The organism is Prevotella amnii DSM 23384 = JCM 14753, assembly GCF_000378745.1.
Classification (GTDB): domain Bacteria; phylum Bacteroidota; class Bacteroidia; order Bacteroidales; family Bacteroidaceae; genus Prevotella; species Prevotella amnii.
In genome coordinates, this window is record NZ_KB905274.1 from 5,390 (window position 1) to 32,179 (window position 26,790).

A 26,790-nucleotide genomic window follows, 5' to 3' on the forward strand; every position below is an offset into this window, starting at 1 on the left:
CCTCTCTCTCCGCAATTTCTTTCTCTTTTGCAGATTGCTTGGCAATGAGCCTGTCCATATCCTCCGAAATCTTCCTGTCCGTCACCTGCGCGTAAATCTGCGTGCTTGATATGGAGGCGTGCCCCATCATCTTGGCAATGCTCTCAATGGGTATTCCTGCACTTAAACTCATTGTACCGAAAGTGTGCCTTGCCATATGATAGGACAACCGTTCTCTGATACCGCAAGCCTTGCCCACAATGCACAGGTTCTTGCCCATTACGCTACGGCTGCAACTACGGGGGAAGACAAGGCTGTCGCCTTTTTCTTTCACCGTCTGCAGTTCTTCGTTTCCCTCCTGTTCTTCCCAACAATGGCGGATAATGGCCTCCGCTATTGGATGCAGCGGCACAACGAACTCCACCTTTGTCTTTTGACGTTCCTTTCGGATATACTTCCTCCCGCCCGCTGCCGTTTGGATATGCCCATATTGCAGAGTTTCCATATCAGCGATTGCCAGTCCCGTAAGACAGGAAAAGACGAACATCAGCCTTGCCAATTCCGCCTCGCTGTCATTCATTTTCATTGTCGCAAGTTTAGCAACTTCACTCTTTTGCAGGAAGCGTATCTTCTTTTCTTCTTTCTCATACTTGGCATGCTCAAAAGGATTGCAGCGAATAATCCTCTTGCTGACCGCACGGAACATCAGCCTGCTCAGCCAGCAGAGATAGTTGTTGATGGTCGTTCCCTTTAATCCGCGCTTTTTGAGAAAGAAGCGATATTCCTCAAACAAGTCCTCCGTAATGGTGGAAATGGATATGTCCTGCAATCCTTTATCTTCCACAAACTCACGGAGGTTCTTGTCAGAATGGGACAGATTCAGATAAGTTCCCTCCGCCCTTGACTTTCCAACGCTTTCCTTGAGTGCTTGCAGCTCCGCCCTGCTCATGGCAAGGAGGGTTGACGGATTCTCTGTTATGCCTTGCAGGTGGTTCTTGATAAGTTCAGCACTTACCACTCCGTCCCTTGTCAGTATATCCTGATAGGTCTTTTCCACAATTTCCCTGAACTCATGGAGTCTTTGATTGGTTTTCCTGTCTGTCGTCAAGCCCTGCTTGGTGTTCCACTCGGAGGGATTGCATTCTTCGCCCGTGGTAATGGTTGTGCTTTTTCCGTCTATGGTGATACGGCATAGAATGGCGGTATTGCCATCTGCCTTAATTTTCTGTCTGTTGATATAGAACATTATCTTGAATGTACTTCTCATTGTCTTGATGCTTTAATGTTTTGATTGATTGGATGAAAAAAAATAAGATGATGAGACTTTATCGTTAGATAGTCAGCTGCATATCACCTGTAAAAGAGAGGAAAAGGTCGAACTCCTCAAAAAGTTTCAGTGGAGTTACTTTGGCATAGCGTTCCGTCATGCTTATGTTGGAATGTCCCAGCATCTTGCTTACCGTTTCAATAGGCACACCCTGTTCAAGCGTGATGAGTGTTGCAAAGGTGTGCCTTGCGGTATGAGTGGTAAATGGAAACGATATGCCTGCACGAAGCCGCAGGGCTTTCAGACAGGTCTGATAGCTCTTGTACTTGATATAGGGAAGCAGTGTTTCCCTTTCATCGCAGTGAAACCTCTCTATCAGCCTAATGGCTTCGGGCAATAACTTGATACGGCAGGGTACGCCTGTCTTGTGGCGGTTGAATTTCAGCCACATTTTGCCTTCATCATCACGGACAAGGTGGGACTTGCTCAGTTCCATCAGGTCGCAATAGGCTGCACCAACATAGCAGGCAAAGAGGAATATGTCCCTTGCCGTTTCCATTTCTTCCTCCAAATCCTCAAAGCAGAGAGCCTTCAGCTTTTCCAACGCTTCCTTGTCGAGTGCCTTGGGGAGTTTCTTGTTGCCCTTTGATATCTTAACCTTGTCAAAAAGGAGCGTGTCTGCCAATCCCTCACGGTATGCCAATCTGCATACCGTCTTCAAATGCGTGGCTACATTATAGAACGTGCTTTCCTGAAAACCACACTCACCTAAGAAATACTGCTGGAACTCATGGATAAAATCCTCTGTAAGTTGCGAGAATGCCAAGTCCGAAACCTTGTACTTCCGTTGAATAAACTTCTGTAAATGTATCCGGGTGGAGTGGTAGCCGTGTATGGCTCCTTCCTTGATGTCTATACCTACATGGTTTTCTTTTTCCTTGATGAGTATGTCCAGCCTTTCGATGAGCATGCACCGTGTCTGCACGCTGCCCTGAAACTGCTCCTTCACATCGGTTGCGTCAAACGGGCATCCTTTGGAGAGCAGGGACTGATAAGCAGACTGAACGGACAGCAACAGGTTTTCCAACCTGCTGTTCACTTCCACCGCCTCACGGCTCTTTCCGTCCATTCGGCTCTCACGGGGATTCCACAAATCGGGATTGCAGGAGAGTTTGCAACTGAACTGGGCAATGGAACGGTCGATGGTTATCCGCCCCATAATCGGGGCTTTGCCCGACTTGTCAAGACCGCTCTTTTTGAGGTAGAGCAACACCTTCATTTTTCCTTGTTTCATACGCTTTAATTTCTGTGGGCAAAGTTACCCGAATTAAAGCGTTCCTCACTTACGCAGAAAACTGCCGACCGAAGCAACAGCCACACGAGCGAAAATAATTCAGTTACCGAATATTACTCCATCGTTACCTATGCTAGAATCGAGTAACGTTCTGGTAACTGAACTTCTGCCTAAATCTGCATATTGCTGCCCTTTTTGAAAGAGGCAGTTTTATGCAAATTGTTCCGTTTCCTGCTTATTATCAGTCAGTTTACACCAACTTCGATTTTACTTCATTTTCTTTGATTAGTTGGATGGCAAAAGGTGATGTTTTGCTCACCAAAAGGTGATGTTTTGCTCACCAACATGACTCCTTATATATAACTAATTGGAAATAAACAAATTACCTTGTTTGTTAAACTGAACAGATAACGATTTGGAAACGAGTGAGATAATTGGCTTTGCTATTTTCTGCTTAACAAAGAACGCTTGTTATTCTGTTTGCAAAAGATAATATTTTACTATGACTCTCTTCTGTAAAGCTTTTTACCACAATATCTCTTCCTTTTAGCATCAAACTGTTTGTTAAATACACTTAATTTAGGGTTATATCCACTTGTTTTTATTCCCATTATATCTAAAATAGAATGAATCATATCATCAGTCATAAAAGGTCTATTTATAGATAGCTGTATCCTTTGTGCAAGTTTAGGACGCTTTGTACGAAAAGTTTTAGAAATATAAATCAGCATAGGTATTTCCACCATTCGAGTATTTATACCTACTTCTGAATGCCCTGCTACCTTATCATTTATATCCATAAGATCCTCACCATGATCTGAAGTATAAATAACTATTGCATCTTTATTTTCAAAACGTTTTATAATGGCATTCATAATGCTATCATTATAACGCACAGCAGTGCTATAACAAGCTCTTAGCTCCTTCATTTCTTTATTAGAGCCTTTCACTTGCTTTGTAGAATACTCTTTAAAAGTCTTTGGATAACGTTCGCTATACCGAGTATGTGTACCATATAAATGTAAAACTATAAAGTTTTTCTTGCTTTTATTATGCTTTAAAGTCTTATCTAATAGTGGCAGTAACGATTCATCATAAGGTTCTTTCATATTAAAACCATCTTCTGATCTTAGCCGTGTAAAAGCCTTATTATTACAACGCTCAGCATATATTCTCCCATGATTACCATAGCTCCCAGAATACTCTTGATTAGAAAGCCATGTTGTATTATACCCTGCTGCCCTTAAAATACTGAACAGATCGGTATAATTATACCATTGTCCCTTTGCATGTTGACGATAAAAAGTAAAAAGATCTTGTAACACTAATATAGTCATTCCATGAGGGCTGATAACATCATTAAATCTTAACAGCTCTCCTTTCATATATCGCTTGCTCATGTATGGTGTATTGTTAAGATGATAACCATATATTCCCATATAATGACGTGATGTTGATTCGCCTAAGATATAAACAATATATGGGATAGAACTATTATTACTCAATATCTTAGGCTTAGTATTACCTGCCTTAAGCATTCTCTCAAAATTTCTCATATTAGTAATACCATCACATACGTTAGTTATAGTTCTTACCAATGGACAACATCTTCTTTCTAAATATCCAATAGTTGTATCACTCTGCCTAAAGAAATCTTTTACAACATTCACAGTAGTGAAAACAATAGCAAAGAAAAGATAAAATGCAAATATCGCCCCTACCTTTGGCTTACAACTTATCTTTTTAAGCATTTTAATAGCAGCATATATTGCAAAAGAAATTACTATTAGGGCTACATATAGGTACCAATGTAACAAATTAGTCTCTACATATTCCCACGTTTCTGAAACATTAGTAGCAAGTAACACCTCTATTATAGCTCTATCGGGCAACCCTTGATAATGATATATAAAGAACAAATCGCCTATAAACACTATACCTGCGAAGATTATAATTATTTTACGTACAATCCTTCGTATTATTTTATTTATTGTACATTCTGTAAATAGCGCAATTAAAGTCACTAAACAAGTGGCATAAAGAAACAAATGTACACCTCTTCCAAAAGATGAAGCTACATAAAAAATAGTAAGATTAAAAAGCAGAATTATAGTTATAAAAGCAAAATTATTTACTGCAAATTTAACGAATAGACTTTTAAAGTCCTTTAGTTTTTCCTTTAAAAAAGGTTTCATTAGTTTTATCTTTATATTATTATTAATGTTATATAAAACAGTGATGCTTTATAAATGTTTGCAAAGTTAATGTTTTTTAATCTAATTTTTATTATCTACCATCAAAAAATAATCTTATTCAAAAAAAAAGCGCAAGTGTGTTAAAAACAGACTTGCGCTTTTATATTTATATTTCTGTTATTTTTTTTCAGTATCTTTTGGTGCTTTACCTATTAAGTCCATAAACTGGTCGAGCTTTGGAGTAATTATTATTTGTGTACGACGATTGCGCTGACGTCCCAGCTCTGTATCATTCCCCACAATAGGGTTATATTCACCACGACCTCCAGCAGTTATTCTGCTTGGATCTACCCCAAAACGGGTCTGTAAATAATTAGCTACAGAAGTAGCACGAAGCGCTGAAAGATCCCAATTGTTACGGATATTAGCCATTATTTTATTAGTAGTATTAATAGGCACATTATCTGTATTTCCCTCTATAAGAACATCATAATTATTATAATCCATAATAATCTTAGCTATCTTACTTAAAGTTTGCTCTGCACGAGAATTGATTTCATACGAACCACTCTTATATAGCATATTGTCGGCCAAAGATATATATACTACACCCTTTAAAACTTGTATATCTACTTCTTTTAGCTCTTCTCTGCTCAATGAGCGCGTAAGATTATTCTGAAGAGCCATATTGAGCGAATCGCTCTTAGTTTTCACCTCGACAAGATGGCGTATATACTGGTTGCTCTCATTAATCTGATCTACCAGCTTAGCTATATTAATATTGTTATAATTAGCACTTGTCAAGCTCTTATCTAAGCTACCTTGTAACGCTGCAGCACTCTCTTTTGCTTGCGCTAACTGATCTTCCAAACTCTTTATACGTGCATTGTTTGCAGCTATGGTTTCCTTTGCACTCTGATAATCGTTTGTCAGCTTATTATTTTCTGTACGGCAATTATCTAAATCTTTCTTACTTGCACAACTTGAAAAAGCTAAAGTAGCAGCTAAAACACTGATAATAAAATAGACTTTCTTCATAATAGTATTGATATTTAATAAAATTCTTCTTTTTTACAAAGTTATTATTATGGTATTAGAAAACAAGAAAAGCGTAGATGGTTTAATTATTTTTAACCAATAGCTGTTTTGTTTTATTACATTTTGATATACACATGATATATTAAGTGTAATATATAGTATTATTTCCATTTGAAAATAGTATCTTTGCAACGTATTAATAACACCTAATTTAGATATTAAACAATGATCCATTTCTTTAGAACCCAGCAGAAGAATGTGATTGCAACCGAAGCCAATCACCCTCTATCTGATGCAGAGATTAAAGCACTTTGTTGGTTATATGGCGAAGCTCGTTTCTTAAACGAAAAACACCTAAAAGGTACTTTCGTAGGTCCTCGCAGAGAAATGGTTACTCCATGGAGTACAAATGCCGTTGAGATTACACAAAACATGGGTCTTAGCGGCATTTTTCGTATAGAAGAATATTACCCCGTGAGTAGCCCTGAAGCCGAGTACGACACCATGCTACAACGTATGTATAGTGGCCTTGATCAAGACCTTTTTTCTACTTCGATTACCCCATCACCTATTCGTATCGTAGATGACCTTGAACTATTTAATGAAGAAGAGGGCTTAGCTCTTTCAAAGGAAGAGATAGCTTATCTTAAAAAAATAGAAACAGAAAATGGCAGACCATTAACCGATTCAGAAGTGTTTGGTTTTGCTCAAATAAATAGTGAGCATTGTAGGCATAAGATTTTCGGAGGAGAGTTCATCATAGACGGCAAGGTAAAAGAAAGCAGCTTGTTTAATCTTATTAAGAAAACGACAAAAGAGAATCCTGGAAATATTCTTTCTGCTTATAAAGATAATGTCGCCTTTTCTAAGGGTCCTATCATAGAGCAATTTGCTCCCGCAGACCAGTCTACCTCCGATTACTTTCATATCAAACCCATAGAAAGCGTTATCTCCCTTAAAGCAGAAACTCATAACTTCCCTACTACTGTAGAGCCTTTTAATGGTGCTGCAACTGGTACAGGTGGGGAGATTCGTGACCGTATGGGTGGTGGCGTAGGATCTTGGCCCATTGCAGGTACGGCTGTATATATGACATCTTATCCACGTCTAAAAGAAAAAGGAGAAAAATCGGACACGTTACGTACATGGGAACGCTTGCTTCCCGTACGTCAATGGCTTTATCAAAGTCCTGAGCAAATATTAATAAAAGCATCTAACGGAGCAAGCGATTTTGGAAACAAGTTTGGACAGCCTCTCATTACAGGTTCTCTTCTTACATTTGAACATCAAGAAAATAATGAAAAATATGCTTATGATAAAGTCATTATGCTTGCAGGGGGTGTGGGATATGGCACTAAACGCGATTGTTTAAAGGGCACCCCACAAGCTGGCAATAAGATAGTAGTTGTAGGTGGAGATAACTATCGCATAGGTTTAGGAGGAGGATCAGTTTCCTCTGTTAATACTGGCCGTTACTCTAATGGTATTGAGCTAAATGCCATTCAGAGAGCAAATCCTGAAATGCAAAAGCGAGCTTACAACTTAGTGAGGGCTTTAGTGGAAGAAGATCATAATCCTGTTGTTAGTATCCATGACCATGGCTCTGCAGGGCATCTTAATTGTTTGAGCGAGCTTGTAGAAGACTGTGGGGGCAAGATAGATATGGGAGAATTGCCTATTGGCGATAAGTCGTTGAGTGCTAAAGAGATTATTGCGAATGAAAGTCAGGAGAGAATGGGGCTGCTCATAGATGAAAGACATCTTGCTCACGTAAAGAAGATTGCTGAGCGTGAACGAGCTCCGATGTATGTAGTGGGTGAAACTACGGGAAATGCTCATTTTAGCTTTGAGCAAACAGATGGTACTAAACCTTTCGACCTTGATGTGGCACAGATGTTTGGACACTCACCTAAAACCATTATGAGAGACGAAACAGTGATACGTACTTATGAAGATACCACCTACGATGTTATTAAGATTAAAGAATATATACATGATATGCTACAACTGGAAGCTGTAGCATGTAAAGATTGGCTTACAAACAAGGTCGATCGCTCGGTAACCGGTAAAGTGGCACGTCAGCAATGTCAGGGTGAGATACAATTACCTTTATCCGATTGTGGTGTAGTATCGTTAGACTACCGTGGTAAGAGTGGTATCGCTACCGCCCTTGGCCATGCTCCGCAAGCTGGCTTAGCTAATCCTGAAGCAGGCTCTATACTATCAGTAGCTGAAGCTCTTACTAACATCGTGTGGGCTCCACTTACAGATGGAATGGACTCTTTAAGCCTTTCAGCCAACTGGATGTGGCCTTGCCGCTCACAAAAAGGTGAAGACGCACGTCTATATAACGCTGTAAAGGCTTTATCTAACTTCTGCTGTGCTATTGGTGTCAATGTTCCTACAGGCAAAGACTCGCTTTCTATGACACAACAATATCCTAATGGTGATAAGATAATAGCTCCCGGAACAGTTATTGTTACCAGTGGTGGTGAAGTGTCAGATGTTAAGAAAGTTGTTTCCCCTGTACTCGTTAATAAAAAGAGAACACGCTTACTGCATATAGACTTTAGTTATGACGAGCTTCGTTTAGGTGGTTCAGCATTTGCACAAAGTTTGGGTAAAGTAGGTAGTGATGTGCCTACTGTAAAAGACGCACAATACTTCTGCGATTGTTTTGAAGCTATACAGGAAATGATAAACAATAACTGGATACTTGCAGGGCATGATATTTCTGCAGGTGGGTTAATAACTACTCTGTTGGAAATGGTGTTTGCCAATACTCATGGAGGCTTAAAAATAAATCTTCATGATATTCAGGGAAATGATATTATTAAGAAGCTTTTCGCAGAAAATCCAGGTGTTATTATACAGGTAGATGATTTTTATTATGAAGATGTAAAAAATTATTTAGAGGAAAACAATATAGGTTTTGCTCGCATAGGCTGCCCTGTAGAAGAAGGAAGAGAGCTTAACCTTACAGATGGAGAATTTAATCTAAAGCTAAACATTGATGAGATGCGTGATATATGGTACAAAACATCTTATCTCTTAGATCGTAATCAAAGCCTCAACGGAATGGCTAAAAAGCGTTTTCAAAACTATAAGAAACAACCTTTAGAAATGACATTCAACAGCAATTTTAAAGGAACATTAGCACAATATGGTCTGAACGCTGATCGCTGGAAAGAAAAATCACTCACCTCCCACACTAAGCTACCCACAGCAGCTATAATTCGCGAAAAAGGTACTAACGGCGAGCGCGAAATGGCTTACAGCTTGTACTTAGCAGGTTTTGAGGTAAAAGATGTGATGATGACCGACCTTATCAGTGGGCGCGAAACTTTAGAAGAGGTCCACTTAATTGTTTTCTGTGGAGGCTTCTCTAATTCTGATGTGCTTGGATCGGCAAAAGGATGGGCTGGAGCATTTCTTTTTAACGAGAAAGCCAAGAAAGCCTTAGATGCTTTTTATGCACGAAAAGACACCCTTTCTCTCGGTATATGTAATGGTTGTCAGTTAATGGTAGAACTCAATCTCATTAATCCAGAGCATCAACATCGTACACACTTATGCCACAATACGAGTAAGAAGTTTGAAAGTGGTTTTGTTAGTTTGGTTATTCCTAATAATAATAGTGTCATGCTTGGATCGCTAAGTGGTAACAAACTTGGTATTTGGGTAGCTCACGGAGAAGGTAGATTTTATATGCCAGAGCCAGAAGATAAGTATAATATCATAGCTAAATATAACTACGCAGAATACCCTGCTAATCCTAATGGCTCCGATTATAACGTAGCAGGTATATGCTCTACTGACGGAAGACACCTTGCTATGATGCCCCACTTGGAACGCGCTATCTTCCCTTGGCAGCAAGCTTGGTATCCTCTTAACCGTAGAAACGATGAAGTTACACCTTGGATAGAGGCCTTTGTAAATGCACGCCGTTGGATAGAAAAACATCTATAAAATATTTTATTTTATACAAAGACGCATTAGGTGGGTATAACTCGCCTAATGCGTTTTTCTTCTTTTTTATATAAAGAGCTTATTTTTGATATCATAAGGCTTAAAATAAAAATATTATACTTTCAAAACACAACTATTTTCTTTGCTATATTATGGGTTTTCAGTACCTTTGCATATATAGAATATAGAAATTTAAAACAAAACATAGAAAGAAATAATTATGGCAAAGAAAGCTTTATTGATGATTTTAGATGGTTGGGGTAACGGTTTACATGGTAAAGGCGATGTTATATATAACACACCAACACCTTTTCTTGATTATTTAAATGCTGTTAGTGCTCATTCTGAGCTACAAGCTTGTGGCGAAAATGTAGGTTTGCCTGATGGACAGATGGGTAACTCAGAAGTAGGGCATCTAAATATTGGTGCAGGTCGTATAGTTTATCAAGATCTTGTAAAGATTAATAAGGCTTGCCAAAGTGGCGAAATATTAAAAAATCAAGAGATAATAAACGCTTATAGCTATGCACAAAAAACAGGGAAAAAGCTACATCTTATGGGGCTTACCTCTACTGGTGGTGTACACTCTTCATTAAATCACTTGTTTAAGTTGATAGAGATAGGTAAGGAATATGGTCTGAAAGATGTTTATGTCCATTGTTTTATGGATGGACGTGATACCGATCCTAAAAGTGGTGCAGGTTTCCTAAGAGAAGTACAAAAGGTCTGCGATGCTAATGGAGCACATATAGCTTCTGTTATAGGGCGTTTTTACGCTATGGACAGAGATAAGCGTTGGGCACGAATAAAAGAGGCTTACGACTTATTAGTACATGGTAAAGGCAAACCTGCTGACGATGTAGCAAAGGCTGTAGAAGAAAGCTATGAAGAGGGTGTTACAGATGAGTTTATAAAAGCTATTACTAATAGCAATGTAAACGGTAATATAGAAGAAGGCGATGTAGTTATTTTCTTCAATTATCGTAACGACCGTGCAAAAGAATTGACCCAAGTATTGAGCCAAACAAACATGGCAGATGAAGGTATGAAAACCATTAAAGACTTACAATATTATTGTATGACTCCTTATGATGCAAGTTTTCATAACGTACATATCCTTTATCCTAAGGAAAATGTTATGAAAACCTTAGGCGAATATCTAAGTTCTTTAGGTAAGAAACAACTACATACTGCAGAAACAGAGAAATATGCACACGTAACTTTCTTTTTTAATGGTGGTCGTGAACAACCTTACGATGGTGAAGATCGTATATTAGTGCCATCTCCAAAGGTAGCTACATATGATTTAAAACCTGAGATGAGTGCATATGAGGTAAAGGACAAACTTATAGGAGCTATCAATACTCAGGAATACGACTTTATTGTGGTAAATTTCGCTAATGGTGATATGGTAGGCCATACTGGCATTTATAATGCCATAGCTAAAGCTGTATATGCGATAGATAAATGCGTTAAGGAAGTTATAGAAGCAGCTAAAGCTAATGATTATGAAACTATTATCATAGCCGATCACGGTAATGCTGATAATGCTATCAACGAAGATGGTACTCCTAACACTGCTCACTCGCTAAACCCTGTACCTTTTATATATGTTACAGATAACAATTCTGCAAAGGTAAGAAACGGACGTTTAGCTGACGTCGCACCATCTATCCTACATATAATGGGCTTAGAGCAGCCTAAGGAAATGACAGGAGAAAACTTAATAGAAGATTAATTTATATATTCTCTCTATGAGCCTTATAGAGGAAAATGCTTATAAGCTTTTCCTTTATAAGGTTATATCTAAACAAAAATGTAGTGAAACAGGTATCTGTTTCACTACATTTTTATTATATAACTATTAAGAAATGAAAAACAACTTTATATATATGTTTTTAGTTTATCTTCATTTCATATCTTTGCTCATTTTCCTTTAGAAGAGCTTTTACTACTTTTGCTTTTTTCTCAAAAAATATCTGATACACTCTTCTAATATTTGCGAGCCTGAAATCTTCATGATAATAAAGTAAAGAAAAGAAGCCATTATAAGACGAACTATCAAAAGAACTATCTTATTATGAATAAAAGTAGTTGCAAAATAAGTAATAAACATCACTATAAGTGTAATAACAAGATAAGGCAATATATCTTTAAGCACATCTAAAAGGCGTATGCCTATCTCCTTATTAGCAAAATATTGCCATACAAAAAGCCATAGTATTGTAACAAAAGTATATATACTTACCATAATCACAATACCATAATGAAAACATGTTAACACCGTAGATAGCTGAACAATTATCAACGCTACAGTACACCACATATAAATAGCCGACTTACCTCTACTTACTATCAAGTTTTGATACATTATATAAAAAGGAACAAAAGCACCGCTTATACATAGTATACGAAGCAAAGGGATACTATCTACCCACTTTTCTGAAATCAAAAGAACTATAAATTCGTTTGCCACCATAGCCAATCCAAACATTGCAGGGAAAGCTAAAAAAGCTGTAAAACGAAGCATTTTGCGGAAGATCTTTATCTGTCTCTCTCTGTCATTATTTACCTCTACCAAGATAGGCTGTGCTACCATTGCTATTGTGCCTGAAACAAAAGTGCTTGCCATAGTATCCCATTTGAAAGCCTGTGAGAAATTGCCTACAGCCTTAGCTGAATAAAAACGCCCAAAGATAAAAGTAAGTAGATTTTGGCTTAATGAGTTTATAATAGTTGTTAGTAATATCTTATAACTGAAAGAAAACATTCTCTTTATCGGGCTGAAGTCTATTTTAAGAGATGGATGCCATGGTGTAATAAAAAATCTGCCAATACTCATAATAGCGATAAACAAAAATTGTTGCCATGCCAAGCTCCAATAAGCATACCCTTTAAAAGCTAATATTATACTTATAATACCTGAAAAGATTAAGGATAGTATGCGCAAGATTGTTGTTTCCCTTACTATCATATTTTTAAAAAGATAAGCAGTGTGCGCTGTTCCTAATGCAGAAAATATCAACGAAACAAAAAGAAAACGTGAAAGCGAGATAAGCTCTACCTGATGAAAAAAGTTAGCTATCAATGGAGCTGCAAAAAAAAGTATCGTGTAAGAAATACAGCTTATAAAAGTACTAAACCAAAATACTGAATTATAATCGTTATCTGATGGCTTTTCCATGTTAGCTAAAGCAGAAGTAAAACCACTCTCTTGCAGAGCACTTGCAATAGCTGTAAAAACAGCAAGCATACCTACTAAGCCATAGTCGGACGGAGAAAGCAATCGAGCAAGAAAAATGCCAATAACAGCATTAAGAACTTGCATAGAGCCATTATTAAATGCTCCCCAGAGCAATCCTTTTGCAGTCTTTTCTTTTAACGTTTCTTTTTCCATATATAGAGTTGCGGAGAAATAGTTTTATTTACTTTACATAATGATTTTTACAAAAGTACTATAAAACAAAGGACCTACCAAAATAAAACCGTCATAATAACATGCTATAAAAATATATGATACCTCCTAAAGAGGTTTATATCGTAGTTTATTAACTTTTTACTAAAAGAAGATAAAAGATTAATACTTTTCTTTTGCTCGTCCATCATTTAATATTATTTTTGCAATAACAAAGGAATAAGTAGTAATGGTAACAACTTTTAATACAGGCGAAACACAAGAAATGTTGCGTAAGGAATATAATCCTGACGGATCTGTTTTGCGGCGCGCCCAGCTACGATTGCTTGACATGGCTATATATCTACAACAAACAGCTAAAGCCATAGGAATACCTTGCAGATTAGATGGTGGCAATGTTTTAGGCGCTTTAAGGCATAAGGGATTTATTCCTTGGGATGATGATATTGATTTTGTAGTGCATCAACGAGACTTTAACCGTCTATGCAATTATATTAAAGCACATCCACATCCACAATACGTATTGCAAGATAACACCACCGATAGTGGATTTTATAAAGAATGGGCTTGCCTACGCGACTTAAAGAGCGAAAACAGAAGCCATGACAACAGCAACAGCGAAGACAAACGAATGCATGAAGCTCAGCACTACCGCGGTTTACATATAGACATATTCCCCTATGAGGGATATATGATACCTTGGCTGCAACATTTAGCTGCAAAACTATCGGTTAATGTCAATCTAAAATTATCTGGTAAACACCCACACTTAGCACAGTTATGTTACACAATATTGCATAATATAGTGTTCCCATGTTTTCGTGTCTTTGGTAAAATGTTTGGCAATCCTACTAACTATATGCACTCTTATGGTGCATGGTTTTATGAGCAAAACCCAGAGAATATTATGTTTCCACATAAGGATATAACGTTTGAAGGGTACACTTTTGAAGGTCCTGCTAATCCTGAAGAATTGTGCCGCATTGCTTATGGCAAATATATGGAACTTCCTCCAAAAAACAAGCGAGATAGACATAAGATAGATATAGTTTTTATTGATTAAACAAACATTTTTTCGTGTTTACATACTTTTTTTAGTTATGAATATAGCCGTAATATTTGCTGGTGGCTCTGGTCAGCGTATGCACACCAATGGAAGACCAAAACAGTTTTTAGAGCTTAATGGCAAACCTATTATCATTTATACTCTTGAGCTGTTTGATAATCACCCTATGATAGATGCCATTATAGTGTCTTGCATTGAGGAATGGATACCTTTTTTAGAAAAAGTTATTCGTAAATTTGAAATTAACAAAGTCGTTAAGATTGTACCCGGAGGAAAAACGGGGCAAGATTCTATTTATAAAGGATTATGTGCTGCCGAAGAATATTCACAAGGTAGCAATGCCACAGTACTTATACATGATGGTGTCCGCCCATTAATAAATGAAGAAACTATAACCGAAAATATAAAGAAAGTGGCAGAATGCGGTAGCTGTATAACCTGTGCACCAGCTACAGAAACATTTATAGTAAGGCAAGAAGATAAAAGCTTGCGCATTCCCTCACGCAAAGACTCGCTTATAGCACGTGCTCCACAAAGCTTTCTTTTAAAAGACATTTTAGAAGTACATCGTAAAGCTTTAAAGATAAACAAGCACGATTTTATCGACTCTTGCACCATGATGAGCCATTATGGCAAAATATTAGGCACTATTATAGGGCCTATGGAAAATATAAAAATAACAACACCTACCGATTTTTTCGTGTTTCGTGCAATGATTGCTGTTCGAGAAGATCAACAGATTTTTGGGTTTTAACATGAATAAAACATTACGTCAGGACATACTACATTTTGCAGCCTCTTTTCCCTTATCAGAAGCTCTCCGCAAAAAGACCATAGCCATAACAGGAGCTACAGGGCTATTAGGTTCATGCATGACTATGGCTTTATTAGAGCTTAACAAGCTATATAATCTTAACTTGCGCGTTATTGCCATAGTACGCAATACAGAAAAGGCACACAAAATGTTTGGAAATGAGAATAACTATTTTGACATTTTCAAACATAACTTTAATAAACATCTTCCTTTTAAAGCACCAGAACATATTGATAGCATAATACATTTTGCTGCTCCTACTGCTTCAAAGACATTTATAGAAGAGCCTATAGAAACAATGAACACAGTATATTTTGGCACTAACAGCTTATTAGAATATGCTAAAAAGTCTGGTTTGTCTTCTTTTGTTTTAGCTTCCACTTTAGAGGTCTATGGTACGATATATGACGATTCTACACTATTAACAGAAGATAAACAAGGTTATATCGACCCTATGGCTACACGTAGTAGTTACCCTTTAGCTAAAAGAGCCGCAGAAGCTCTTTGCCATAACTACGCCATAGAGTATGATGTAAATGCTAAGGTAGCTCGATTAGCACAAGTTTTTGGCGCAGGTGTAGCAAAGAATGATAACCGAGTGTTTGCCCAATTTGCTAAAGCTGCCATAAATAATAAGGACATTGTATTAAATACCACAGGAGAACTTTGCCGTAGCTACTGTTACACAATAGATGCAATTACGGCTATTCTTTTTATTATGATAAAGGGTAATAAGGGTGAGGCTTATAATGTTGCCAACGAGAAAAGTTACATATCTATAAAGGATATGGCTAAGATGGTCTTAGAAAATCATCACCCTACTGGCAAATTAATATTTGACATCAAAGAAGGTTTAGGTTATTCACCCACTACTAAGCTACGTCTATCTTCTAAAAAGTTAGCATCTTTAGGTTGGAAGCCAGAGTACAACCTTAGTGAAATGTTCGATCGCTTAATAGCAAGTTTTAAAGAAACGGTGTAATGGGAATTTTTAGAAATTTATATAATAGTATCTTTCATACTTATACAAAAGTAGATTTAAGCAAATGGAATCATAGTCCGCATAATGATAAGCCCATATATGGTGTATACCATATCTTAATGGATAAAGGGTGGGAAAAACTTGCAGAAGCTCAGCTACATAGCTTAAAGCAAAGCGGTTTATTAAGTGTTACCAAAAAGCTCTATCTCAGCTGTATAAGTGATAACGAAGAAAATATAGAAAAGCTAAAGAAGAAAATAGATAGTAACAATGTCGAGCTGGTAGCTTTTCATAAAGATCCAAAATGCTATGAATATCCTGCCCTCGAATTTATTAGAAAATTGAGTATAAAAGAAGATGCTTTTTTATATTATTTCCATTCTAAAGGCATAAGCTATCAAATGGTTGATAGCAAAGACAAACAGTTTATGTCTTTTCGTAGTAAGATAGATGCATGGCGTGAACTGTTAGAGTATTTTGTTTTTTATAAATGGAAAGTAGCTGTAAACGTTCTTTCGGAAGGCTATGATACTTATGGCTGTTATCGTTGGCCTCCTAAAAAACACAAAATGTATAGTGGTAGTTTTTGGTGGGCTCGTACCGACTTTATACGTACCTTACCCTGTTTCGATTCAAATATTATTGCTAATAACCGGTTTTATTCTGAAACATGGCTCTTTGAAAGACCTAACAAGCAGTTTTCTGCTTTCGATTCCATAGTAGATTTTTATTTTGTACATGTTCCACATAGCATTTATATGGAGAAACACCCTCCTTTAAAAGATATTTTTCGCTTTGTAGCTACTTACAATTTTCGTAAGATAACAAAACATCTTTTTGGATATAACTACAAAAAGGTGAATCAAAAGCGATTTCAAAAATTAAAAAGATAGTATTTTATAAAAACCTTTCTCCTAAAAAAATAAAGAAAGAAGCATTAGCTTTTAATAAAAAAAGCATAATGTGTGCTATTTTGCATAAGAAATACTATCTTTGCAATAAGTAATAAATATATAAAAGATATTATTATATGATGAAAATTGGCGATAAAGCTCCTGATGTTCTTGGAACTGATCAGAATGGTAAAGAAATTAAGTTGAGCGATTATAAAGGTAAAAAGGTAGTACTTTACTTTTACCCTAAGGACTCTACTCCGGGGTGTACCACAGAGGCTTGCAACCTGCGTGATAATTATAGCGAGCTACAAAAACAAGGTTATGTAGTGATAGGTGCAAGCATTCAAGATGAAAAATCTCATAAACGGTTTATAGAAAAGAATAATCTTCCTTTTCCTCTTATTGTAGACACTGACTTAAAACTTGTAGAAACTTTTGGTGTTTATGGTGAAAAGAAAATGTGTGGTCGTACCTATATGGGTACTTTCCGTACTACTTTTATTATCAATGAAGAGGGGATTATTGAGCATATTTTTAACCCTAAAGAAATAAAAGTTAAAGAGCATGCTTCTCAAATATTAGGCTTATAAGCATAATATATATCCTTTAAAAACACTACACTTTATAGTTAATATCTCCCTTATGCTAAAAACTGCTATCAGATTGCCTGAAAATATAAAAAAAGAGCTATTATTTTTAGCCGAAAAGTATGAAACTATAGAGTTTTTACAAGGCGACCCTTCGTGGTTTATGCATCAAGTAAAAGGTATAGAAAATCAGGAGACAATGGCTTTCATTGCCTCCTGTTTAAGTTATGGTAACCGTAAGGCGTTTATGCCGAAACTACAAAACATATTAGATTTTACACATAACGAGCCATATCAATGGGTTAGAGAAGGGGCTTTCTTGCATGATATACCAAATAACACGAAAAGCTTTTATCGATTATATTCTAATAATATGATGCGCCATTTCTTATTATCTTTACAAGAGATGTTTATCAATAAAGGCAGCTTAAAGGAATATATTCGTCAAAACATTAATACTCTACACAAAAGCAAACATATAAAAGCAGAAGCCATATCTGCTATAGAAATACTATGCAGCTATTTCCATGCTCATGGCTTTTCTGGAATTATCCCCAAAAACACCATCTCCTCATGCAAACGTATATGTATGTTTATGCGTTGGATGGTGCGTGATAACTCCCCTGTAGATCTCGGAATATGGAGTGATATGTTTGAAAAAAAGTCGCTTATAATTCCGTTAGACACTCATGTCTTACAACAATCTATTCGCTTAGGTCTAAACAAAAGTAAAACTACTTCTATGAAAACAGCACAGCAAATAACCATACAGCTATGTAAAGTTTTTCCTGACGACCCTCTCAAAGGCGACTTTGCCCTCTTTGGTTATGGAATAAATTCAAAATAAAAGATAACCTGTATTACTACTTATGCGACTTGATAAACTTAAAAATCAGTTAGAGCTCATTCAACTGTTAGTGGATAGAACAGATTTTTCTATAGAAGAGCTATGCGAAAAGTTAGATATTTCCAGACGTAACCTTTATTATCTTATCTCCTTCCTTAGACGTTCAGGATTTATTATTTTTAAGAACAAAGGATATTATCATATAGATTATCACTCACCATTTATAGCTAAATTGTTAAACAGCGTGCAGTTCACAGATAATGAGATACATGCTATTTATGATGTTCTTACGTCATCAGGAATTAATAACGAAACCATTAACCACTTACGTTATCGTCTTGATAATGCATACAATTTATCTAATATTAATAATACTACTCTACGTAAACAAATAGATGATAATCTTAAAGTTATTACACAAGCCATAAGAGAGAAAAAAATGGTAACTATATATGGATACTCCAGCTTAAACAGTAGCTCGGTACGAGATCGTATAGTAGAACCTTTCTTCCTGATGAATAACTCTCAAGACGTAAGATGCTACGAGCTAAGATCTAAGATAAATAAGACCTTTAAAGTGGCAAGAATGAAAAGTGTAGAGCTGCTCGATACTCCATGGTTACGCGAAGATATGCATAAGGAAATGTTCACTGATATTTTTATGTTTAGCAGCGAGAAGCAGCATCTTGTTACACTACGTATGGGCAGAGTTGCATTTAATCTTTTTATAGAAGAATATCCTCAAGGAGGACGATTTATAGAAAAAGAAGATAATGAACACTGGATATTAAATTTAGAAGTGTGCGATTACCGAGGCATAGGAAGATTTGTTTTAGGTTTAAATAAAGATATCGAAATATTAGGAAATGACAAATTTATAGATTACATACATAACGAAATAAGACAGATGCAAAATAACTTCTTAAAGAAAGATATAAACGGTAAGCAAAAAACAAAATAAATATCTATTTTTGCGTGAGATTTATTTTAAGATAATGTTTTTAGGACGCAATAGATAGTTTGAACGAGTTTTCATTTAAACATAATATAAGCCCGCTCTATATATCTGAAACGGCTGACAAGATGAAAGCCTTACGATATTTTAAGAGAACTTTCAAGAGTAGATTATTAAAAGATTAGTTTAACTTTGAAGATAAACTTTTAATAACATCTATGCAGATTTCAGTATATTGGTAGAACAGCTCTAATGCTAATTACTTGATAATTAACCCACTATAAAACTACTCATAAGCAGGCTATTTACAAAACTTAGTTTTTAACACTATTCATTAACTATTTCTCTTTCAAATAATTACAACAACTTTATAAGAATCAACTAAATAATTTTATCCACTAATGCTTTGTTTTATCTATATCTTTTACTAAATTTGCAAATATAGGATAATCAAAGCAAATTTTGGCTTATATACTACTAATCATTTTTTTTAGTTATGGAAAAAGAAAAACTTATAAAAGCCAAGTACCTTAAGCCTACGATAGAAATTTATCCATTACTTAAAGAGTGTGTAATCTTGGCTGCAACGGGAAGACCTGTTAATGAAACGACGACAATAACACCTCGTGAAAAAGAAGAAGACAATATCAATTTAGGTAGCGATGGAAATATTAGCATCACTTCTGATGATGGCGATGTCAACTTCGGCGGTATTACTATTATTAACCCATAAATATGCAAAATGAAAATGAACTTTTATAAGCATTTTATATTTGCATGTTTCCTTGCTTTTGGGATATGTGCAATGTCTTGTTCTGACGAAATATTTAGTACAGATAATAATAGCAAAGACGGACAGCTACACTTTATAGCAGAAGTAGTACAAAACAATCAGCTAACAAAAGATAGCAGAGCTGCACAGCCAGCTGACGCCTGCATTGAAGCTCGCAACATATCAGAAACCATGTTTCAAGGTAAAAAGATGTGGTTACAGGATAGAACTATTAATGGTATCTTTTCTTCTTCTAAAAATAAAGCTAAAACACGTGGGGACATAATACCTGCAGATATTTCTTATCTTAATGAAAATGAAATTAAATTATCATTATGGAGTTATAGGAAGGGAAAAGAGCAAGACAAATATGATGAATGGTTAAATAAAGAGACATTAAATATTAATAAAGAGGGATTGGGAACCTTTGAAGAAGATCCAAATAATCCACAAAAATATTTATGGTCGTATAATAAGCCATACTGTAAGTTTGTTACTTTATGTACGAATGAAAGTACTTCTGATGAGAATGGTGAAAGTTCCAAAGTAGCATATACTTATAACAAGGAAGAACAATTACCTCAAATCAAGTTTGAATGTCCTAATGATGTTTCTAAACAATTCGATTTATTGGCAGCAAGTACAGATGTAAACTATAATACTCAAGCAAAAGATGATCCCATAAAGCTTAAATTACTTCCTGCGTTAACTGCTGTACAATTTTCTATCAATTTAGGCAAATTACCCGATGAGATAACACTAACAGCAGTACAACTAAAAAATATAGTTACCAAAGGAATATATACTTTCCCAACTGCAAAAGAACCTTCTGGTTCTTGGAGCTTTTCTAAAGATGATAAAGGCACTTTATCTTTAACTTGTATTAAAAATTTTAATAACGACGACGATAATACAATAACATTAGGTGAAGATCCATGTAAAGAGAAAGGAGACGACGGAGAAGAATTTTGGTCAGGTGGTGATGGTAATACATTTTTTGTTATTCCACAAGATTATGCAGATATTAAAGTTTGCCTCACACTACATAATGATTTTAAAGACAAAGATCAATATCTTGAGGTTCCCCTTGATAAAGGGAAATTTGACGCTGGACAAACAAAAATCTTAAAATTATCAGCTCACAAATCGTTAAATACATTAATAACCAAAGGACCTAAACTCATCTTTATTAATGCTAAAGAGGCTCAATTTTCGGTTTTTAGTTATTTACAAAAAGGACCTAATGAGAATGCTGAAAATGCACCATGGGAATATGTTGGATATGAAGATAGTGATAATAAGCTACATGAAAATTCTACCCCTGACTGGCTTAATTTGGTTACAAAATTAGGTGAGGGTGGACGTAATGAAGGTAAAATAGAAATAACACCTTTAAAACTAACAACTTCATATCCGTGGGATAACGAATTTGATAAAACTGAAAAAGCACCTAAGCCTTATAACCTTGCAAATGCAAATGGTGAATCAAACATAGAAGAAACCGCTAATTGTTATATTATTTCTTCACCTGGTACCTATTCCATTCCTTTGGTATATGGTAATGCTATTAAGAATGGAGGAACTAATAAGGCTTCCTTTAAGTATAAAGGTGAAACACATAAAAATGATAAGAAGCTTGATACTTTTATAAACTATGCTGGTAAAGAAATAACTTCTCCCTATATAAATGAAGATAACGCTAACGATAAAGCCATAAAAGCAGAACTTCTTTGGGAGGATAGAGAAAACATGTTAAGTGTTATACCTAACATAGTAAGTGGGGCGCAAGGTCACGATTACTTAACATTTACAGTTTCTTCAGATCAAATTAAGAGCGGCAATGCTTTAATAGCAGTAAAAAACAAAAATAATACCATTATGTGGTCGTGGCACCTGTGGTTTGTTCCAGCAAAAGAATATGGAAAAACTGTACAATTAACAGATATGTACGGAACTCAACGTCACGTAGCTAAATTACCATTAGGCTATATACCTTTTTTATATGGACCTAATGAAAAACATCCAAGAAAAGTAAAATTAGTATTCAGACAAACTAATAATGATAAAATACGAAGTAAGTTTACAGTAGAGCAAGAGACTATTACAAAACACTTGTTTTATACTAATTATTATCAACATGGACGAAAAGATCCTTTTTCAGGTGATGTTGCACATGCGCAAGATGGGAAAATAACCTGTGTTGATGGTACAAAAACTTTAGCTTATGCTATACAGAATCCAAATCAGCTAATAAATTATGATTATAAGACAAATTGGTGTAGTAATACATATTTTAATCTTTGGTCTGCTAACTTTTCTATATTAGACGAAAACCTTAAACTTAGCAATAATGTTAAGACCATTTACGACCCATGTCCTGTAGGATATAAAGTACCTCCTGTAAATACTTTCACAAAAATGGAAAAAGAAGGTACCGGCTACGATAAAGATAAATATGGTTGGACCTTCAAAACCGATAATAACAAAGAATCTTTATTTATATCAATGACGGGGAACTTAACTTATCAAAATGGAAAATTAGAACCTGATGTATATGTGATAAAAGATAAAACGTTTCCATATCCAGATGCACAAGGATTTTATCAATTAGCCACAAGCAATAGCACTGTTGACAAAGAAAATAATTCAAGATGTTCTCTTTTCTTGGGTCAAGGAAATTATAAACCTTGTGAAATATATAATAACATGGCTGAAGCTGATACTGTACTACCTGTAAAAGATGAATAGATAAAGTTTTATTTATCTCAAAATATCTTTCTCCCCATCTTTATAAAATGAAGATGGGGAGAACTTTCTTTACAGTGAGGATATTGTTAGCTATCCACAAAAGTGTTCAGAAAAGCAACTACGTTTACCAACATAAGAAAAAACATATATAGAGAAAAAGACGATACTTCTTATGAAATATCGCCTTTAGTAAATATAATATCCAAGATTTCCCATTTAAGGATAATACTTAGATTAGAAATAATGTTTTAATGAAATGATTATTTATTTAGAAAGCTGTTTTCTTTATTTTGTTATTGTAGAAGTAGTTACTGATATGTTGTGCTGAAGCGAATCACTATGCAGCGAATCGGCTTTAGCCACTGAAGGCCCCTCTGATGTTTTATTAGAATTAGCTACACTCACTGGCAAAGAAGAGCCGCTTCCTGTAGAAAAAGCACCATTTATAGCATTACCCAAAGTAAGAACTATAGCCAATAATGCTGCTGCCTTAAAAAGAGGCAATAATCGATAACGAAAAGTTATCACCTTAGCCTTTATAGGCTTATCTTCATCAATAATGGACAAAACCTTCTCATCGAACTCATCATTAAGAACATTATCATCTTTCTCCTGTTTTACAAAACTAAATAACAATTTATATTGCAACAAATGCTCTGGCACTTTTTCCTGTGAGAAGAATGTACGAAGTATCTCTTCTTCCTCAAGAGAAGTTTCACAACGCCAATAACGCTCTAAAAGTTGTTCTATATATTTATAATCCATAATTGTCTAATTTTAAATATAATTGTTTTACAGTTTGCCTTGCTCGAAAAATACTAACCTTTACCTGATCTTCAGATATGGCCAATATATCGGCAATCTCTTTATAAGATTTCCCCTCAAACTCACGAAGCTGCATACAGCTACGCTGCTTTTCAGGTAATGAAGCTACAATTTCCCTTACTATTACTATCCCATCTTTTGCTATCATATTATCTTGTGGAGAATTCGCAGAAGAGAGAGAAGCAAAGGAACTCTCATCTAACGAATCGTTTTTATTCTCCTTTTTCTTTATCCTGTCAAGCGATAAATTACGACATATACGAAAGCTATAAGCCTCTATTGAACTAATATCACTCCAAATGGAACGCTTATCCCATACTTTTATCAAAGTATCTTGCACAATATCCTCAGCCTCTTCTTTATTCATTGTTATCCGAAGGGCTAACCGATAAAGCTCATTCTTTAACGGCAAGACATCATTCCGAAAACTGATTTTCTTCATCTTCTATATAAAAGACGATTAGTTACTTTATAAAGTTACAAAACACTATGCAAAAATATTGTTTTTAACTTTTTTTTTATTCATAAAGCAAAGGTGATAGCAGAATATTCCTACCACCACCTTCTAAATTATATTATAGAAACAAGTAAAAAACTCACTCTAAATATGTATAACCATAAAGGCCATTACGATAATTACTAAGAAACTCCTTACCTTCTTCAATAGAAATCTTACCTTCTTTAACACTCTTTGTTACCCATATCTCAAGCTGGCGAACAAGTTTTTTAGGCTTATATTGTACGTATTCAAGCACTTCTTCTACCGTTTCCCCATCGAATATCTGATCAATATTATAACTACCATTCTTTACCGATATATGAACAGCATTAGTATCACCAAACAAATTATGCATATCTCCTAAAATTTCCTGATATGCTCCTACAAGGAACACACCTATATAATAAGGTTCGTTACGTCGCAAAGCATGTATAGGAAGGACATGACTGCTCTTACCATCTGCCACAAAATTGGCTATTTTACCATCGCTATCACAGGTAATATCCTGAAGAGTTGCTTTACGTGTTGGACGTTCTTTTAGGCGTTGTATAGGAACGACAGGGAAAAGCTGATCTATAGCCCAAGAGTCTGGTAACGACTGAAAGAGGGAGAAATTACAAAAATACTTATCTGCTAACAACTTATCCATATTACGAAGCTCATCAGGAACATGCTTCATAGATTTAGCTATATTGTTTATTTCATGACACACGCTCCAATACATTGCTTCTATCTCTGCCCTTGTTTTTAAGTCTACCATGCCATGAGAGAAGAGCTCTAAAGCCTGATCTCGTATTTGTTCGGCATCATGCCAATCTTCTAACATATTACGCTTATCAAGATTATCCCATATATCATACAAGTCGCGTACTAATTGATGATCAGTTTCTTTTGCTTCAAAATCGTCTGACATTTCAGGCAAAGATGCCGTTTCAAGAACATCAATGACCAATATTGAGTGATGAGCTGCCAAGCTTCTACCACTTTCGGTAATAATATTAGGGTGTGGTATATTATTTTTATCAGATACGTCTACAAAAGTATACACGCAATCATTAACATATTCTTGTATACTATAGTTCACCGAACTTTCGCTACTTGAGGATCTTGTTCCATCATAATCCACTCCAAGTCCGCCACCACAATCAACAAACTCTACATTATATCCCATCTTACGAAGATTAACATAATATTGTCCAGCTTCGTTAAGAGCTGTTTGTATACGACGTATTTTTGTTATTTGTGATCCTATGTGAAAGTGTATAAGCTTTAAGCTATCATGCAATCCCTTATTATCTAATAGCTCAAGGGCATTTAGTAGCTCTGAAGAGGTTAATCCGAATTTAGAAGCATCACCACCACTTTCTGCCCATTTCCCTGACCCACTGGAAGCTAACTTAATACGAATACCAAGATTTGGCTTAACATTAAGTTTCTTTGCAGCATGTGCTATAAGATCTATCTCATTTAATTTTTCTACTACTATAAAGATTCGCTTACCCATTTTCTGAGCTAACAGAGCTAATTCTATATAACTTTGATCTTTATATCCATTACAAATTATTAATGCGTCGCTTTGACATTGTACAGCAATAACAGCATGAAGTTCAGGCTTAGAGCCAGCTTCCAGTCCAAGATTAAACTTTCGCCCATGTGTAATAATTTCCTCAACAACAGGCTGCATTTGATTAACCTTAATAGGGTAGATGATAAAATTTTCTGCATTAAAATTATATTCTTTCTTAGCCTGATCAAAACATGATGCAGTTTTTTCGATACGATTATCAAGAATATCAGGAAAACGTAGCAACACTGGCGGTGTTACATCTCGCAAAGCCAACTCGTCCATGATATCACGTAAATCTATCTCCGTATTGTCTTTGCATGGTGACACACATACATTACCTTTCTCATTAATATCAAAGTAAGATGTCCCCCACCCATTAATATTATAAAGTTCTTTAGAATCTTCTATCGTCCACTTCTTCATTTTATTATTGTATATACTAACTTTTATAAATAATCTTTATTCAAAATACATTATGTATTAAGCAATTCACGCAAATTATATACAGCCTCTTTTATTTTTCCTGCACTATTTAAGAGATTAATATTTAAAACATATTTTGCTTTTAAATAATAACTCTCTCTCTCTGCTACCTGTCTTACAATAAGTTGTCCTATCTCTTCTTCTGTTTTACCCAACAAAAGTGGGCGTATAGTCTTGCCCATCTTCAAATGAGCATATAACACTTCTGGAATAGCTTTTAAGTAAACAGTAGTTCCTTGCCTGTTCATATAATCCATATTATCGAAAAAGCAAGGTGTCCCTCCTCCACAAGCTATGATAACATTTTCATTTTCAGCTACTTCATGTAACATCGCTTGCTCTATTTTTCTAAAGCCTTCTTCTCCTCTCTCTTCAAAAAGCTGCTTTATGTTTCTATGCATACGTGCTTCAATATACCAATCGAGATCGTAAAAAGGAATATTCATTTCATCTGATAAAACCTTTCCTATAGTTGTTTTACCAGCCCCCATGTAGCCAATAAGGAGAATGCGAAGCGTGTTTTGCTTCGTATTCCCCTTGTTTTGTAACTGCTTTTTAAGAGGTATAGGCATATTGCTTATTATAAATATAT

General features: G+C 35.6%; 20 protein-coding genes. 11 read left to right on the plus strand and 9 right to left on the minus strand.

The window, feature by feature from the left end; all coding sequences use genetic code 11:
- From F596_RS10840 to F596_RS0104930, 4 genes are all read right to left on the minus strand, one after another.
- A partial coding sequence (locus F596_RS10840; RefSeq protein WP_019036076.1) for a site-specific integrase occupies positions 1–1,246 on the minus strand: 1,246 nt, incomplete at its 3' end.
- A 64-nt stretch (positions 1,247–1,310) separates the two neighbouring features.
- Positions 1,311–2,540 (minus strand): site-specific integrase, encoded by a 1,230-nt coding sequence (locus F596_RS0104920; protein ID WP_008449768.1) that lies wholly within the window; start codon positions 2,538–2,540, stop codon positions 1,311–1,313.
- 500 nt (positions 2,541–3,040) lie between these two features.
- Positions 3,041–4,735 (minus strand): phosphoethanolamine transferase, encoded by a 1,695-nt coding sequence (locus tag F596_RS0104925; RefSeq protein ID WP_019036077.1) that lies wholly within the window; start codon positions 4,733–4,735, stop codon positions 3,041–3,043.
- Positions 4,736–4,912: 177 nt separating this feature from the next.
- The gene (locus F596_RS0104930) at positions 4,913–5,773 is read right to left on the minus strand and encodes an OmpA family protein (protein WP_019036078.1); all 861 of its coding nucleotides are present in this window, start codon (positions 5,771–5,773) and stop codon (positions 4,913–4,915) included.
- A 225-nt stretch (positions 5,774–5,998) separates the two neighbouring features.
- Between F596_RS0104930 and purL the strand changes: the two genes are divergently transcribed.
- Both purL and gpmI read left to right on the plus strand, forming a co-directional pair.
- Positions 5,999–9,742 carry a phosphoribosylformylglycinamidine synthase gene (purL, locus tag F596_RS0104935; RefSeq protein ID WP_019036080.1) on the plus strand — a complete coding sequence of 1,248 codons (3,744 nt, stop codon included), beginning with the start codon at positions 5,999–6,001 and terminating at the stop codon, positions 9,740–9,742.
- A gap of 220 nt (positions 9,743–9,962) precedes the next feature.
- The gene (gpmI, locus tag F596_RS0104945; RefSeq protein ID WP_024992648.1) at positions 9,963–11,480 is read left to right on the plus strand and encodes a 2,3-bisphosphoglycerate-independent phosphoglycerate mutase; all 1,518 of its coding nucleotides are present in this window, start codon (positions 9,963–9,965) and stop codon (positions 11,478–11,480) included.
- Positions 11,481–11,693: 213 nt separating this feature from the next.
- Here the strand turns inward: gpmI and F596_RS0104955 are convergent, their stop codons facing one another.
- Positions 11,694–13,139 (minus strand): lipopolysaccharide biosynthesis protein, encoded by a 1,446-nt coding sequence (locus F596_RS0104955; protein ID WP_019036082.1) that lies wholly within the window; start codon positions 13,137–13,139, stop codon positions 11,694–11,696.
- Positions 13,140–13,386: 247 nt separating this feature from the next.
- On the opposite strand from F596_RS0104955, the gene F596_RS0104960 reads away from it, so the two are divergent.
- The 9 genes from F596_RS0104960 (at position 13,387) to F596_RS0105000 (ending at position 22,824) form a co-directional block, all read left to right on the plus strand.
- Positions 13,387–14,220: a LicD family protein gene (locus F596_RS0104960; protein ID WP_019036083.1), complete on the plus strand. Its 834-nt coding sequence runs from the start codon at positions 13,387–13,389 to the stop codon at positions 14,218–14,220.
- Between the two features lie 37 nt (positions 14,221–14,257).
- Positions 14,258–14,977, plus strand: coding sequence for an IspD/TarI family cytidylyltransferase (locus F596_RS0104965; protein WP_019036084.1), 720 nt, complete (start codon positions 14,258–14,260; stop codon positions 14,975–14,977).
- 1 nt (position 14,978) lies between these two features.
- Positions 14,979–16,019: an NAD-dependent epimerase/dehydratase family protein gene (locus tag F596_RS0104970; protein WP_019036085.1), complete on the plus strand. Its 1,041-nt coding sequence runs from the start codon at positions 14,979–14,981 to the stop codon at positions 16,017–16,019.
- On the plus strand, positions 16,019–16,912 hold the full coding sequence (locus tag F596_RS0104975; protein WP_019036086.1) for a hypothetical protein: 894 nt from the start codon (positions 16,019–16,021) through the stop codon (positions 16,910–16,912). The genes F596_RS0104970 and F596_RS0104975 overlap by 1 nt, the downstream gene beginning before the upstream one ends.
- Before the next feature lie 140 nt (positions 16,913–17,052).
- A complete protein-coding gene (bcp, locus tag F596_RS0104980) occupies positions 17,053–17,505 on the plus strand; it encodes a thioredoxin-dependent thiol peroxidase (RefSeq protein WP_024992649.1) in 453 nt (150 codons plus the stop codon).
- A 52-nt stretch (positions 17,506–17,557) separates the two neighbouring features.
- On the plus strand, positions 17,558–18,349 hold the full coding sequence (locus F596_RS0104985) for a TIGR02757 family protein (protein WP_019036088.1): 792 nt from the start codon (positions 17,558–17,560) through the stop codon (positions 18,347–18,349).
- Between the two features lie 22 nt (positions 18,350–18,371).
- Positions 18,372–19,310 carry a helix-turn-helix transcriptional regulator gene (locus F596_RS0104990; protein WP_019036089.1) on the plus strand — a complete coding sequence of 313 codons (939 nt, stop codon included), beginning with the start codon at positions 18,372–18,374 and terminating at the stop codon, positions 19,308–19,310.
- Positions 19,311–19,800: 490 nt separating this feature from the next.
- Positions 19,801–20,037: a hypothetical protein gene (locus F596_RS0104995; RefSeq protein ID WP_019036090.1), complete on the plus strand. Its 237-nt coding sequence runs from the start codon at positions 19,801–19,803 to the stop codon at positions 20,035–20,037.
- Positions 20,038–20,052: 15 nt separating this feature from the next.
- Positions 20,053–22,824: a hypothetical protein gene (locus F596_RS0105000; RefSeq protein ID WP_024992650.1), complete on the plus strand. Its 2,772-nt coding sequence runs from the start codon at positions 20,053–20,055 to the stop codon at positions 22,822–22,824.
- 285 nt (positions 22,825–23,109) lie between these two features.
- Here F596_RS0105000 and F596_RS0105005 read toward each other — a convergent pair whose 3' ends face one another.
- The 4 genes from F596_RS0105005 to F596_RS0105020 form a co-directional block, all read right to left on the minus strand.
- Complete coding sequence (locus F596_RS0105005) at positions 23,110–23,589, minus strand: pyruvate ferredoxin oxidoreductase (RefSeq protein WP_008449609.1); 480 nt, start codon at positions 23,587–23,589, stop codon at positions 23,110–23,112.
- Entirely contained in the window at positions 23,579–24,091 is a 513-nt protein-coding gene (locus tag F596_RS0105010; RefSeq protein ID WP_024992651.1) for an RNA polymerase sigma factor, read from the minus strand. The genes F596_RS0105005 and F596_RS0105010 overlap by 11 nt, the downstream gene beginning before the upstream one ends.
- A 154-nt stretch (positions 24,092–24,245) precedes the next feature.
- Positions 24,246–26,138 (minus strand): biosynthetic arginine decarboxylase, encoded by a 1,893-nt coding sequence (gene speA, locus F596_RS0105015; protein ID WP_008449602.1) that lies wholly within the window; start codon positions 26,136–26,138, stop codon positions 24,246–24,248.
- A 50-nt stretch (positions 26,139–26,188) separates the two neighbouring features.
- Positions 26,189–26,770: a shikimate kinase gene (locus F596_RS0105020; protein WP_019036093.1), complete on the minus strand. Its 582-nt coding sequence runs from the start codon at positions 26,768–26,770 to the stop codon at positions 26,189–26,191.
- Positions 26,771–26,790: the final 20 nt, after the last annotated feature.

Excerpts from the sequence above, each read along its gene's own strand:
- F596_RS0104920 (WP_008449768.1), bottom strand. The coding sequence starts at position 2,540 with ATGAAACAAGGAAAAATGAAGGTGTTGCTCTACCTCAAAAAGAGCGGT.
- F596_RS0104925 (WP_019036077.1), bottom strand. The coding sequence starts at position 4,735 with ATGAAACCTTTTTTAAAGGAAAAACTAAAGGACTTTAAAAGTCTATTC.
- F596_RS0104930 (WP_019036078.1), bottom strand. The coding sequence starts at position 5,773 with ATGAAGAAAGTCTATTTTATTATCAGTGTTTTAGCTGCTACTTTAGCT.
- purL (WP_019036080.1), top strand. The coding sequence starts at position 5,999 with ATGATCCATTTCTTTAGAACCCAGCAGAAGAATGTGATTGCAACCGAA.
- gpmI (WP_024992648.1), top strand. The coding sequence starts at position 9,963 with ATGGCAAAGAAAGCTTTATTGATGATTTTAGATGGTTGGGGTAACGGT.
- F596_RS0104955 (WP_019036082.1), bottom strand. The coding sequence starts at position 13,139 with ATGGAAAAAGAAACGTTAAAAGAAAAGACTGCAAAAGGATTGCTCTGG.
- F596_RS0104960 (WP_019036083.1), top strand. The coding sequence starts at position 13,387 with ATGGTAACAACTTTTAATACAGGCGAAACACAAGAAATGTTGCGTAAG.
- F596_RS0104965 (WP_019036084.1), top strand. The coding sequence starts at position 14,258 with ATGAATATAGCCGTAATATTTGCTGGTGGCTCTGGTCAGCGTATGCAC.
- F596_RS0104970 (WP_019036085.1), top strand. The coding sequence starts at position 14,979 with ATGAATAAAACATTACGTCAGGACATACTACATTTTGCAGCCTCTTTT.
- F596_RS0104975 (WP_019036086.1), top strand. The coding sequence starts at position 16,019 with ATGGGAATTTTTAGAAATTTATATAATAGTATCTTTCATACTTATACA.
- bcp (WP_024992649.1), top strand. The coding sequence starts at position 17,053 with ATGAAAATTGGCGATAAAGCTCCTGATGTTCTTGGAACTGATCAGAAT.
- F596_RS0104985 (WP_019036088.1), top strand. The coding sequence starts at position 17,558 with ATGCTAAAAACTGCTATCAGATTGCCTGAAAATATAAAAAAAGAGCTA.
- F596_RS0104990 (WP_019036089.1), top strand. The coding sequence starts at position 18,372 with ATGCGACTTGATAAACTTAAAAATCAGTTAGAGCTCATTCAACTGTTA.
- F596_RS0104995 (WP_019036090.1), top strand. The coding sequence starts at position 19,801 with ATGGAAAAAGAAAAACTTATAAAAGCCAAGTACCTTAAGCCTACGATA.
- F596_RS0105000 (WP_024992650.1), top strand. The coding sequence starts at position 20,053 with ATGAACTTTTATAAGCATTTTATATTTGCATGTTTCCTTGCTTTTGGG.
- F596_RS0105005 (WP_008449609.1), bottom strand. The coding sequence starts at position 23,589 with ATGGATTATAAATATATAGAACAACTTTTAGAGCGTTATTGGCGTTGT.
- F596_RS0105010 (WP_024992651.1), bottom strand. The coding sequence starts at position 24,091 with ATGAAGAAAATCAGTTTTCGGAATGATGTCTTGCCGTTAAAGAATGAG.
- speA (WP_008449602.1), bottom strand. The coding sequence starts at position 26,138 with ATGAAGAAGTGGACGATAGAAGATTCTAAAGAACTTTATAATATTAAT.
- F596_RS0105020 (WP_019036093.1), bottom strand. The coding sequence starts at position 26,770 with ATGCCTATACCTCTTAAAAAGCAGTTACAAAACAAGGGGAATACGAAG.